General features: G+C 69.8%; 7 protein-coding genes and 2 pseudogenes. 4 read left to right on the top strand and 5 right to left on the bottom strand.

What is annotated here, in order from left to right; translation table 11 throughout:
• Positions 1–101 precede the first annotated feature (101 nt).
• Positions 102–263, bottom strand: a complete 162-nt coding sequence (locus tag E0F75_RS35290) for a hydrophobic protein (RefSeq protein WP_229315065.1) — start codon at positions 261–263, stop codon at positions 102–104.
• Positions 264–880: 617 nt separating this feature from the next.
• Between E0F75_RS35290 and E0F75_RS35285 the strand changes: the two genes are divergently transcribed.
• Positions 881–1,156 (top strand): isoamylase early set domain-containing protein, encoded by a 276-nt coding sequence (locus E0F75_RS35285; RefSeq protein ID WP_229315064.1) that lies wholly within the window; start codon positions 881–883, stop codon positions 1,154–1,156.
• A gap of 1,074 nt (positions 1,157–2,230) precedes the next feature.
• Here the strand turns inward: E0F75_RS35285 and E0F75_RS35280 are convergent.
• Positions 2,231–4,444 (bottom strand): VCBS repeat-containing protein, encoded by a 2,214-nt coding sequence (locus E0F75_RS35280; protein ID WP_229315063.1) that lies wholly within the window; start codon positions 4,442–4,444, stop codon positions 2,231–2,233.
• Positions 4,445–5,255: 811 nt separating this feature from the next.
• Positions 5,256–7,928 carry a helix-turn-helix domain-containing protein gene (locus E0F75_RS35275; protein WP_229315062.1) on the bottom strand — a complete coding sequence of 891 codons (2,673 nt, stop codon included), beginning with the start codon at positions 7,926–7,928 and terminating at the stop codon, positions 5,256–5,258.
• A 122-nt stretch (positions 7,929–8,050) separates the two neighbouring features.
• Here E0F75_RS35275 and E0F75_RS35270 point away from each other — a divergent pair, with 122 nt between their 5' ends.
• Complete coding sequence (locus E0F75_RS35270; RefSeq protein WP_229315061.1) at positions 8,051–8,248, top strand: hypothetical protein; 198 nt, start codon at positions 8,051–8,053, stop codon at positions 8,246–8,248.
• Positions 8,249–8,393: 145 nt separating this feature from the next.
• On the opposite strand, the gene E0F75_RS35265 is transcribed toward E0F75_RS35270, so the two are convergent.
• Positions 8,394–9,755, bottom strand: a complete 1,362-nt coding sequence (locus E0F75_RS35265; RefSeq protein ID WP_229315060.1) for a PQQ-binding-like beta-propeller repeat protein — start codon at positions 9,753–9,755, stop codon at positions 8,394–8,396.
• A 256-nt stretch (positions 9,756–10,011) separates the two neighbouring features.
• Positions 10,012–10,151 (bottom strand): annotated as a pseudogene (locus tag E0F75_RS35260) (IS5/IS1182 family transposase); the annotation flags it as partial.
• A 98-nt stretch (positions 10,152–10,249) separates the two neighbouring features.
• Here E0F75_RS35260 and E0F75_RS35255 point away from each other — a divergent pair.
• Both E0F75_RS35255 and E0F75_RS40495 read left to right on the top strand, forming a co-directional pair.
• Positions 10,250–10,369 (top strand): annotated as a pseudogene (locus E0F75_RS35255) (IS5/IS1182 family transposase); the annotation flags it as partial.
• Between the two features lie 189 nt (positions 10,370–10,558).
• On the top strand, positions 10,559–12,403 hold the full coding sequence (locus E0F75_RS40495; RefSeq protein WP_229315059.1) for an N-acetylmuramoyl-L-alanine amidase: 1,845 nt from the start codon (positions 10,559–10,561) through the stop codon (positions 12,401–12,403).
• The last annotated feature ends 384 nt before the right edge of the window (positions 12,404–12,787 follow it).

Genomic DNA, 12,787 nt, shown 5'->3' with positions numbered 1-12,787 from the left:
GGCAGACGTCATGTCCCGCCGAAATCCCGCCTACCCGGCTTCCGGTCTCCCATTCACCTCATCCGGATGGCATCCCGGCGCGGATCGTTCGAACGGGCCCGCTACCACCGGTACCACCGACCACTACCAGACTTGGGGCGGGCGACGAATCCGAGCAGCCAGACGACGAGCAGGGCGATCGCGATCCACCAGAGAATCTTCAGCGCGAAACCGGCACCGAAGAGAAGCAGGATCAGCAGAAGAACGAGAATCAGGGGAACCATGATTATTACCTCCGGAAAAACGTGTGCCCCGGTCTCCTGCTCACACACCTGCGAAAAACCGGGCGCCGCAATCGCCGTACGAAGGGGCCACCTTCGAGAAGGAAACCGGTGGCGTGCCCGTAGCCGTACACTTCACGCGCGAAGCTCCCCGGGGGTCGCACTCGGCCCGCCCACACGCCCTACGCCGACCCCCACGCCCATCCGAGAGACCCGACCCGACGGAGCGTCAGGCTTCGCGCCGGATCACGGTGGCCCACCGCTCAAGCAGTTCGGCGCTGTGGAACACCCGGCCGAGGGAGACACCACCCCCTGCCGACATCGCCCGTCACGGTGCGCAGTTCCGCCACCGGTGCGCCCGTCGACGTATCTGTCGCGCACCTCACCGTCAACGGGAGATGCGCAGCGGCAACGACCTGGTCTTCTGACCATCGGTCATGGTCGAGCCCTCCACCGGACAACGCCCGTTCGGAGGGATGATCAGGTCGGGCAGTGCTGGACGCTTGAACGGCCACCCGGGTGGCCTCCCGGCGGAGTACGGCGGGTCTACCGCACTACGAGCACGGCGGCGTGACTATTCACGGGCCGGATCCCCGTCCCTTCACGGCTGGAGTTTGTCAGTGCTCGAACGCAAGCAGCTCAAGGGCCGCACGCAGGTCACCTTCGTCCTCCCCGCGGAGACTCCGGACGGGCCGGTCAGCGTCGTCGGGGACTTCAACCACTGGAACCCCGCCGCCCACCCCCTTGAGCCCCGCGGTGACGGCACCCGCGCCGCGACCGTCACGCTGCCTGCCCGCAGCGCTCACTCGTTCCGCTACCTCGCGGCCGGCGACTACTGGTTCGACGACGAGCACGCCGACAGCCGCGACGGCGCCAACGGCCGCATCCACACCTGATCTCCGGCCGGGCCCCGCCACCCGGGGAGCGGGACCGGTGGCCGCATCTCGTCGTCGAACCAGCGGCAGGGGCCACGGTGAGGCGAGGCTTGCCCCTGGCCTTGCGCCACGCTCCGGTTCCCTCGGACGAGCTGCGCGATCCGCCCGGCACGCATCGCTCCGGGTGACGGGAGGGGCTCACGCTCACGACGCGGTCAGCCGGGGCGTCGAGCAGCCGGGCCGGCACCGGCGAGCCGCGAAGGCCTTTGCACACGCCGGCTTCTCGTGGGCCGTCTCGTGGGCGTTCACCATTGAGCCCATCCGTCGAGGGCGTCAGCGGTTTGGCCGTGCGCGCTTGCGTGTTTCGCAGGCTGTCGGCCATGCGGCCGAGGCCGTCGGCGGTGGTAGGGGCGCCGTCGATGACATTGCGGTCGTAGGTGACTTTCTTGACGTGGACGGGCCGGGTGCCGACGGTGTCAAGGTAGGCGTCGGGGCCCGGAACGACCTGTCGGCGCACGGCAGGCAGGGCTGCCGCGAGAGCGTCGCGGCGTCGCTCTCGCGGCCGGGCGGCAGGGGTTTCGCGGTCGCCCCTGGATACCGGGACGATCCCCGGCTCATCCACGACGACCCTGGAAACATCGGGTTGCCGCTTCCCAGCGCCCCAGGCGTCTGCGGCGGAGGTCCGCCTGCCCTGCTCGATTTCTCGCAGCCGGCCCTCGCTTCCGAGCGTGCAGCCGCCGCGTCCTCGGACCTGTGGCACAACCTGTCGGCCCCACGCCCCGCCGAACCTCTCCGCGTGGAAGGCAGCGAGGCTCGCAGACGTTCCCGGCGACACAATTCTCGTCCGGCTCCGATGTCATGCCTGATGCCACTCCTGGGGTGTCGTGAACCGCGCGTCGGGGGTCGGCGAGGCGGCCGGCTCGCCCGGTGGGCCCGGACTTGCCGCGGTCCCTGGTGCCCCGCCACGCGCGACGGGGCCGGGGCGGAGAGCGGGTCAACTGCCGACGGTGAGGACGGCGGTGACCGCGGCCGGCCGGTGGCGTCGGGCCGTCCGGAGCGGGTTCACGGGATGATCCCCTGGAGAAGACGGTTCGGTCAGGCGATGTCGGAGTAGGCGCTGCCCTCTCCGGGGCCGTCGTAGAGCCGCGTGCTCATCCGCGTGAAGGGCGTCTCCCAGCTGCCGGTGGCCTGGTAGAGGTATGTGCCCTCGGGGCCGTAGCCGATCAGGTCCGGGCGACCGTCGTTGTTCACGTCACCGGCGCCGACGAGCTGACTGAACATGTTCCAGCCGCCGCCGATGCGGGTGCGCGGGGCGAAGGTGCCGTCGCCCTTGCCGAGGTGCAGCCACAGGACGCCGTTCGTGTCGCGGGCGACGAGGTCGCCGGCGGCGGCGCCGGCGATGTTCCCCACAGCGGTGATCTGGTTGTAGACGCCCCAGCCGCCGCCGAGGCTCACCCGGGAGGTGTAGGGCTTCGCCCAGTCGCCGGTGCCCTTGTAGAGCCACGCGACACCGTCGCCGTCGGTCGCGACCAGGTCGGACTTGCCGTCGCCGGTGAGGTCGGAACCGCCCGTGATCTTGTTGTAGACGTGCCAGCCGTAGCCGACCTTCGTCCGGGGCGCGAAGGTGCCGTCGCCCTTGGCCAGGTGGCTCCACAGATCGCCGTTGCCGTCGAGCGCGACGACGTCGCCGTGGGCGGCGCCGCCGATGTTCCCGACCGCCTCAATGTGCTTGTACGTCTGCCAGCCGGTGCCGACGGCCGACCGGCCGGCCGACGTGTACTGCCCGTCCACCGGCGCGTCGGACAGGTCGTCCCGCCACAGCGTGCCCGAGGAGTCCCGCGCGAGCAGGTCGGTCGATCCGTTGTCGTTGTAGTCGTGCGGGTTGGCCTGCCGGTTGACCTGGAACGTGCCGGAGGCGCGCGCGGCACTGCCGATGCCGCCGGGGATGGCGACGAAGTGCCAGGTGTAGGCGCCGTTCGGAGCGCTGGTGCCGTCGATGGCACCGTTCCACTCCATGACCGGATTCGTAGGACGGTCGTCCGGGCCGGGCAGGGTGATCTTCTTGCCGGTGGCCACGTGCGTCAGCGTCACCATCGCGAAGGCGGAGCGCGAGATCGTCCACTCCCACCGCACCGGGGTTCCCGGCTGCTGGAGGTCCACCGTCGTGGGAACCTTCGAGTCCAGGACGGTGACAGCGAAGTTGCGGCCCGTGCTCGCGACCTCGGTCACCACGGGGACGCTGCCCTGGACGCCGTCGAACAGCCGGTACAGGCCATCGGCGTCGTTCTTGACGCCACGCGCGTGCACAGCGCCGTCCGGGGCGTGGGCGACGGTGGAGAAGCGCTCCAGGAGTTCGTACGGCTGGGCGTCGGCCTTGTAGAGGTCCACGGCGTACAGCGGGTTGATCGAGTTGCCGGCCGCCTCGCCCGGGACGCCGTACAGCAGCACGTCACCGACGATGCCGACGATGACGGCCTTCTGACTGAAGGTGTCGAGCCGGATCTCCTTGGGGAGCTTGCCGGCCCTGTCGACGATGATCCTGTTGCCCTCGGGCCGGGCCTCGACCCGGGCGATGTAGTCGTGGGTGAGGGCGCCCGAGGCGTCCGTCACCAGCTTGCCGGTGTCCCTCTCGTGCTGGAGAGGCCGGCCGTGGACGAAGTCGACCAGCGCCAGCGAGTCCTGGTTGCGGAACGTCGCTCCCGACTCGTACCGGGTGGTGACCAGGACGAGCGCCTCGTTGCCTGCGGACGCGACGACCTTGAAGCTCACGTGGTTGCCGTACCCGGAGAGCTGGACCTTCCTGGTCTGCTCGCCATTCGGGGTGTACAGCCACAGGTCGTGGTAGTTCCCCGCTCTGGGGACCTGCACGAACAGGTCCCTGCCGATCACGCCGACGAGCTTGGCCCCGGCGGCGAACTCGGTGGCGAGGTCGACCGTGACGGGCGAGGCGGCGGAGCCCGTCATGTCCCGGACGGTGATCGTGCTGCCGCCCCCGCCCGTGACGACGAAGTCGGACGTGCTGTCGTGGCCGACGGTGGCGCCGCTGACCGGCTCCACCGAACCATCTGCCTTCCGCCACTCCAGGACGGTCGCGCCGCCGGCGTCCTTGCGGGACGTGAGGTAGCCGGTGTCGCCGACGCTGATGATGTCGGTGTCGACCGGCAGCGTCGCCACGTCGGCGGCCTCGGCACCGGCCGCGGGAACGACAGCGACGGCCGGGACAGTGACGAGGGTCCCTGTCACGGCCGTGACCGTGGACAGGGTGAGAATCGCGGCGGCGAGCCGGCGGCCGGAGATGCGGTGCTTCACGTGTGCGGTGACCTTTCGAAGGTTGTTCCATGAGGGAGCGGCGCACGAGGCGTCCGAGCGCACGAAAGTGCAGGCCGCCGCTTGGTGACCCGCGCCGGGCGCGAGCCTTCCCCTTCCCGCCGCGTGCTCCGGAACACGCGTCCGTGAGGACGCGGCACGGTGAGGCCTCACGCGAAGTGGCCGATGTCCCCATCTGCAACCACACGAGTCCCCCGGAAGCGACAGGAACGGTACGCCTACCTGTACGCACCGCCCGGTAGGACTCCCCGGCCGCACGAACGGTTGTACGCGAACCCGCATCATTTTCCAGGGCTTGTCCGGCCGATCATCTGACTGTCCGTACCAGCCGAGCGGTTTCTCACCATGTCGACCGTCGGCTCCTGGAGCGGGGCAAGTATCGAAAGCAGCTCTCAACGTGACGGCAGTGCAGGTGCTCTGTGTCCCTTTCCCGGCGGAGCTCCGTACTTGGCTGACGCTCAACAACGGCGTACGAGCTGCGGACAGCCACCTGGGCCGAGCCCCGTACACGAAGACGGATGCTTCCTCCCCGGTGGCCGGCACCCCCGTCCACCGCCTTGATCCCGCAGACACACCGGCAACTGATGCCGGCCCCCGGCGACACCAAGCCTTACAAGCCGTGGTGGAAACCGCGATGGCCGCGTGTTCGGCGGATCAGCTGCGGTCGAGCCGCGGCAGTGACGCGCCAGAGGCGTTCGGGCAGCTCCGGCAGGACTTCCGCCGACCGGTGACCGCTCTCCGCGCCTCCCGCACCGCCACGGCAAGCACCGTCGTGTCTGCGACCTCTCTGGCTTCAGCGGGGGACGGAGGCACCGGGCGGTTGCCACGGGGGCGTCGGGGTGCCGTCTGGGTCCAGCCCGTACGGCCACAGCTTGAAGAACACATCCGTCCGTAGCTCGGCCAATTCGGACAGCTGAAGGGGGCAACCGCGGTCGGCGATGTGGCGGGCCATGCCCTCGGCACGGTCGTGGTCCCCGGTCGCCTCCCGAGTCTGGATCAGGTGGACCAGGAAGGAGATGCTGCCGTGGTCGGCGGCATGCCGGGCCATCGCCTCGGCGCCTTCCCTGTCCCCGGCTTCCTCCCGCAGCTCGCCCAGTCTGGTCAGGCCGCGGGTGTCCCTGAGGTCGGCTGCGCGCAGCGCCAGAGTCTCGGCGCCTACCGCGTCCCCGGCCTCCTCCCTCATCACTGCCAAGCGAACGTGGGCGTAGGTGTTCCCGCGCTCGGCAGCCTGTTGGAGGAGGTTCTCTGCGGCGGCCCGGTCGCCGGCCTCGTCACGAAGCCGCGCCAGGTAGGGCAGGGCGTCAGTGTCGCCGTGGTCGGCGGCGCGTTGGACGAGGTCCTCGGCGGCGGCTCGGTTCCCGGCTTCCTCCCGCAGCCGCGCCAGTTGGATCAGGGCGAAGGCGTGGCCTCGGCTCGTCGCACGCTCGGCCAGGGCTTCGGCCCCTTCCCTGTCGCCGACCAGCTCTCGAAGTTGCGCCAGGCGAGCGTGGGCGTGGATGTCGCCGCGGTCGCCGGCCTGTCGGAGGAGGCTCTCTGCGCCGTTCCGGTCGCCGACGTCCTCCCTCACCCGGGCCAGGTAGGTCAGGGCGGCGCCGTTGTCGTGGTCGGCGGCCTGCCGGGCCAGACCCTCGGCACCTTCCCGGTTACCCGACTTCTCCCGAATCGCAGCCAGGTGTCCCATGGCGAAGGTGTTGCCGTGGTCGACGGCCTGTTGGAGAAGGCTCTCGGCGCCATCCCGGTCCCCGGCCTTTTCCCGGAGCCGGGCCAGGCGGATCAGGGCGTGGTCGTCGCCGTGGTCGACCGCCTGTCGGTGAAACCTCTCGGCGCCTTCCTGGTCCCCGGCCTCCTCCCGGAGTGCGGCCAGCTGGGTCAGGGCGGTGGTGCTGCCGCGGGCGGCCGCTTGCTGAAGGGAATTCTCGACTTCCCCGTACGGGACCTTCCGTTGCGGTACTGCCGGCTGGGGCGGGATGGAGGTGTCGCCGAGTTCGGCGGCACGCTGCCACAAGTGGTGTGCCCACTGGAGGCGGTGCCGTTCACCAGCAGCTCTGGCGAGGGCGCTCAGGTCGGCTGGGTCGGTGAGGTGCGTGTGGGCGGCGTGCCAGAAGGTCGCGGGCGGGCAGAGACTGCGCCGGGCGGTTCGGCCGTGCTGTTCGAGATAGTCGGCAAGCCGGACGAGCGACCCTGCGGACGGAGGGGCGGGAACGAAGGGGCTGGTCGGCGCGGATGGACGTCGTGGCGGCCGCGGGGTGGTGCGACGGAGGGGGGCTTGCTTGCCGTGGACAGGTTCGGCGAGTTCGGCGTACGCGAGTTCGGCCCAGTCGTCGGTGAGCTGGTCGTAGTCGTGTTGGCTCAGGTAGTCGGGGGCGGCATCGGTGAGGAAGGCCTGGGACAGGTGGGGGCCGACGACGAGGTAGCGGGCGTCCATCGCCGCCTCAAGCAGGGCTCTGGCAGGCGGGGAGGCCTGTTCGTAGCGGCGCAGGAGCTCCGGGGCTCCGGCCAGATCCTGGGTGACCCGCCCGCCGTCGTAGGCGCGGGTGAGGGCACCAGCGAGAAGCTGGTCGCCCTGGTCCGCGAGGGCGGCCGCGCGGCTCAGGGCCTCGGTGTCGAATGCGTCGGGCACGGTCTGGGTGCGTCCGGCCAGAAGCTCGCGGACCCGGCTGTGCGGATCTGGCCCACCTGGTGCGGGCAGGGCGGTGTACTGGTGGGCGTACTCGGGCCACAGGGTGCCCAGCACCAGGACCGGACCGCGCTCCTGCTCCAGGAGCAGGCGGTGCACGGCAGCCGCGATCCGTTCACCGACCGCTCGGTCGCCGAGGTAGTGCTGGGCCTCGTTCAGCCACACCACCGTCCGCGGCCCGACCCGGTTCAGATCCGCGAGAGCGGCCTCGGCGCGGGTCGGGTCGAACGGATGCCACAGCCGCCACCCCTCCTGGGCGAGCGGCTGCACCGCCTCCCAGCACGCCCGTGTCTTCCCCGTCGAGGAAGTGCCCACCAGCACCACGATTCGGCTGCACCCTGCCGCCGCATTCCGCACGGCATCCGCCAGCACCTGGTCGTGCGTGCGCGATACGTACCCGGGCAGCGCCCGCGCCTTGGGCGCATCCGGGGAAGGGGACGCACCGGGGCCTGCGGGGTGGACTTCCAGCTCGTGCGGCTCCCACCGGCCGATGGGGCGGCCAAGCGCTCCTGATGCCGTGGCGGCGGCCGGGTCCTTCTCTCCTTTCGCGTCCCGCCGCAACACCAGCAGCTCGGCGAGCGGCAGTTTCAGCACCCGGGCCAGTGCTGTCACCGTGTCCACGGAGGGCACCGGGCCGTTGGTCGAGAGCGCCTGGTTGACGGTTGCACGCGCCAGACCAGCCCGCTGGGCGAGTTGGGTCTGGTTCAGTCCCGCCCGAGCCCGTCCTTCATCGAGCCCCCTGCTCAGATCCTCCGCAGCCAGGGTCTCCGCGCTCTTCTCGTCGTACACGTGCCTTTCCCCCACGAGGTGATGTGTTCGCCGTTGGTCATCATTGTCGCCATCGACCATGGCACACAGCCCTTCCGGGACCTTGACGGCGTCAACACCCCATCTCGGATCAGGAGCTTGCCGTGACCGCCGCCGTCGTCATCCTTGCCACCGCCCTCGTCATCGTCGTCGCACTGTTGGCCGGCGCCGCCGCCGGCAAGCTCGCCCGCATGGACGGCGCCACCTACCCCGCCGCTCTCACCCGCGCCGCCGCCGTCTTCGCCGCCGCCCTCACCCTCGCCACCGTCGTCACCACGGCCCTCACCACGCTCCTGGCCTAGAGCGTGATGAGGGCGCTCCCTGACAGCGGATGACGCTTCCCGTGCAGGAAGCGTCATCCGGTCCTCCGGACCGCCCGCCGGACCCCGCCCCTCCAGGAACCGCCGGACTTCGGACCCCGCCCCCTGAACCGGGGCGGGCCGCCTGTCAGACGGGTTGGGTGGCGAAGACGAAGAGGGCCCCGCCGCTGCGGACAACGCCGCACCCGTTCGCCGTGAACTGCGGCATGTCCTCGATCCCCGAAGTCAGCAGCTTCTTGTCGCGGGCGTCGAGCGCGGCACCTGTGCCGTCCAGGTACGCGTAGAGCACGCCGTTGCCCGGAAGGGCGTTCGGCATGATCGTCACCTCGTCTGCGGCCTGGCGCCACAGCTCCTTGCCGGTCTCGGTGTTCCACGCGACCGCGCCCTTGCCGTACTGCACCACGGCGGTCTTGCCGTCCGGAGAGATGGCGAGGCCGTCGTCATCGATCGTGCCGTTGGTGTCGATACCCGGCCCCTCGGCGAGCCGACGGCCGCTCTTGAGGTCGATCAGCGTCATGACAGCTTCGGAGTCCCCGTACGAGGACCATTCGAGGAGGGCCTTGTCACCCTGGTACGGCATCAGGCGCGCGCTGGTCGCGTTCGTCGGCGTGACCAGCTTGGCGATGGCGGCCGGTGGGGCGAGGTCCTTGGTGTTCCACGCCTTCTTGCCGGTGCGGATGTCCTTGGCGGTCAGCCAGTCGGCATAGGGCTGGAAGGAGATGTCCTTCTGCGAGAAGTAGCCGAGACCAGGGCCGACCGCGTCCTTGAGCTCGACCGTCGAGACTTCGGTGGTCACGGGCTCGCCGCCGCCGATCGGGATGAACGTGGCCCCCGTGCCGCTGGTGTCCACGAGATGACCGTTGCGAAGCGGAGTGGACATGTGGGTGTCCCCGTCGAAGGAGGAGCTCCCCAGCTTCTCGCCGGACGGCGCGTACATGGTCAGCACGGTCTGGGTGGAGGCTTTCTTCAGGCCGCCCGCCGGGGTGTCGATGCGGTTGCGGATCAGCAGGGCCGGCGTACCGTCCTGCCACTCGCCCACCTGCGCGAGGGCCACCGTCGGGGAGGACGTGGAACCGCTGGTCTCCTCGGGGAGCGGGAAGTCGAACTTCTTGCGCAGCTTGCCGCTCTCGGCATCGAGGAGTTGGACGATGAACGTGCTTGCGCCCGCCTTTCCGTCGCGGTAGCCGGTGACGATGACGGCGTCCCCGACCGTGCAGACGCTGCGGTCCGACGTGTCCTTCTCGGACGCCTTGCTCGCGCAGGCTGCCGACTCATCGCCCGCCAGGCTCCAGGCCGGCTTCGCGGCCAGCCCGGGCACCGGCTTGCCCCGGTAGACGGGGCTCTTCGGCGCCGCGGGCGCGGACTCCGTTGCCTTTCCCGTCTCCCCGCCGGCGGCCTTGGCATCGGCGTCCGCCCCTGCGGAGCACCCGGTCACGAGACCCGCTGACAGCACCAGACCGAGCGCCACCGTCGTACGTATGCGATTCAACTTCTTTGTCCGTCTTCCTTCTTGACTGATCACGCCCGACGGACCACCCTACTTCGATCATGACCCGCCCCTGCCGCTGCCGGTTTCCGCGTCGAAGGTGCGCAAGGCCTCGCGGCCGCCTCGCCGTGGTCCAGGGCCTGCCCGGGTGCTCGTGGGTCGACCGGGGACTTCTGCTCCACCAGTGCCGGCCGGTCGCATGACGTAGAACACAACATGAGGGACGGCACCGAGGCTCAACGCTCCTGCTGCCCGTTCGCATGGAAGATGGCCGACCACGGCCGACGCGTCGCCACCCTCGCGGCGCAGCTGCCTCATCGACTTGCCGAAGGCACGCGGGCTCAGTCCGGCGAACGGGGCTATCCAGGACGGCTCAGACGCCGTGATCACACCAGACACGGCCGAGATCATCCCACGGCAAGATCACTTCCGGGACGACCCTTAGCCGGCTGTGCCGTCAGGCATGCTCGGGCTGTGGCTTTCGCCTCGGGCGTCCTTCCAAGCCGGCGGCGGACCGGATCACTCACCATCTCGGGCCGATGTGCGCGCTGTGGCCCCGCAAGCGGTTCGCGAAGGACACCGTGTTGATCGCAGACGGCACCCTGGTCGCCACGCGATCGCTGCTCCGGTGCGGTGACGGGGCTCTGTGTGTTGGGCGTGTCGGTGGGACCGGGAGGCCCCCGTCCAAAGGATTGTGACGGCCGCAGCATCGGCCCTGAGCCAACCCACGACCGCCACGGCGAAATGGACATGGTGTGACCAGAAGACACAGGCGGCACCGGAGTCTCGGCGCTGCGGGAGTGGCGGTGGCCCTCATCTGGGGATGTGCCACTGCTGGGAATGCCCGGCCCTCCGACCCGGCACCCGGCGGCTTCGAGCAGGCAGCCGAACAAGCGGCAGCAGAATTCGGTGTGCCGAAGGAAGTCCTACTCGGCGTCAGCTACGAGTCCTCGTGGTGGGAGGCCAATGACGGCCGCCCGAGCACCAAGGGCGGCTACGGTCCGATGCACCTGACGGACACGACATCCGGGAGAACGTACGACCATCGCCCAGGCGAAGGGCCGGTGGACGCAACGGGCACCGACGACCCGTCCGAGCACACGCTGCAGGCTGCCGCCGCGATGCTCGGCGTCGCGCCCCCGACTCTCAAGCGGGATGAACTGCAGAACCTTCGAGGCGGCGCCGCACTGCTCGCCTCGTACCAGCGGCAGATCACCCGTGAGATGCCGCCCGACCCGGGTAGCTGGTACGGGGCTGTGGCGCACTACAGCCAGGCCGCCGACACCGCCACGGCCGGACGGTTCGCCGATGGCGTGTTCTCAGTGATCCGCAGCGGCAAGCAGAAGGTGCGTGAGGACGGCCAGAGGGTTTCCTTGACGAAGACGCCGTCCGTCCGTCCGACGAGGTCACAGCTCGCGTCCCTGGGGCTGCGGACGTCGGCTTCGGCGGCAGTGCCGGAGTGCCCCAGCGAGCTGAATTGCCGGTTCGTTCCCGCTGCTGCCTCGAACTACCAGGTGTCCACGCGGAACTCGAACGGCATGGACGTCAACTTCATCGTCATTCATGACCTCGAAGGGTCATACGACGGCGGAATCAGCTGGTTCCAGGATCCCGTCAGCGGGGTTTCCGCGCATTACGTGATGAAGGCCGACGGCAGTGCGGCAACGCAGATGGTTGCCACCAAGGACATCGCTTTCCACGCCGGAAACTACTGGTTCAACCTGCACGGTGTCGGCATCGAACTGGAGGGATACGCCGCCCAGGGGCCCACCTGGTTCACTCCGGCCCAGTACAAGGCGACTGCCGCGCTGGTGGTCTACCTGGCACGGCGCTTCGATGTCCCGCTGGACCGCAAGCACATCATCGGGCACGACAACGTCCTTCCGCCCAGGCCGGCCCGCGCGCCGGACGCCCACTGGGACCCCGGCCCCTACTGGGACTGGGAGACGTTCATGGCTCTCCTCGACGCCGACCACCGCCAGGAGCGTGAGGCCGAGGGAGGAGAGACGGTCGCGAACATCGAAATCGGACAGGCGGTCACGATCGCCCCGGCGTACGGCAAGAACGCGCAGACGGTGACGGTGTGCGCCCCGACGTGCCGGTCCCAGACACAGCCTTCGAACTTCCTCCCCGTGCGTACGGAGCCTCGCGCCGACGCTCCGCTCGTCTCCGACCTCGCCCTTCGCCCGGACGGGTCGGCGGGAAGCGACCGCATCGACGACTGGGGATCCACCGTGGTGTGGGGGCAGGAGTTCGTGGTCGCCGACATGCGAGGGGACTGGACGGCCATCTGGTTCGGTGGGCAGAAGGGATGGATCCACAACCCGGCGGGCGTGAACACTCGCCCCGCCCCGAACTCGCGGATCGTCCGTCCCGCGAGCGGGGCGAAGTCGGTCTCCATTCACACCACGGCCTACCCTCGAGGAGACGAGTACCCCCAGGGATTGCCTGCATCGGAACAGACGCGGTTCGACATGTACGCGTTCCCTCAGGGGCAGGCGTACGTGGCCGCTCGCACATCGGTGGGCGCCGACGACTTCTTCCCTGCCACACCCACGCGCCCGGAGGTTGTGGTCACCGGTGACCAGAAGTACGACGTGATCCAGTACAGCCGGCGCCTGGCTACGGTGAACACCGCGGAGACAGACTGATAGCCCCGGAGCCGGCCCGCGTCTCAGAGTGCTGCCACGGCAGAGCCGCGGCAGCACTCCCATGACTTCCTACCCTGAGTCGGAGATTCGTCGGCAGTAGGCAGCGACTTCAGCGACTTCGTCGAGGTCGCCGGCTGGGAGCTGATCACTCAGGAGTCCGTGGGCAAGTCCGTAACCAAGTCCCGGAGGCTGCCCGACAGGCCGACCAAGGTAAGGGCCGACCGCCGGCGTGGCATCACCGACGACGGAACGGTGCGCCTGGTCACCGTCAACGGCCGCCAACGGTGCCCCCGCGCTTGGTGTGCGCCGACACGTCATCGAACGGGCGGGGCCGGCCCCTGCATACCGGCCGGATGACACCTGCTGGCCGTGTCTGTGCTGTGG

The sequence above is a fragment of the Streptomyces sp. CB02980 genome, from assembly GCF_014451325.2.
In the GTDB taxonomy this organism is placed as follows: Bacteria; Actinomycetota; Actinomycetes; order Streptomycetales; family Streptomycetaceae; genus Streptomyces.
This window is presented reverse-complemented; position numbering and strand designations above follow the sequence as displayed.

What these genes read in the sequence shown, in the direction of transcription:
- E0F75_RS35290 (WP_229315065.1), bottom strand. Translation starts at nt 263, where the DNA reads ATGGTTCCCCTGATTCTCGTTCTTCTGCTGATCCTGCTTCTCTTCGGT.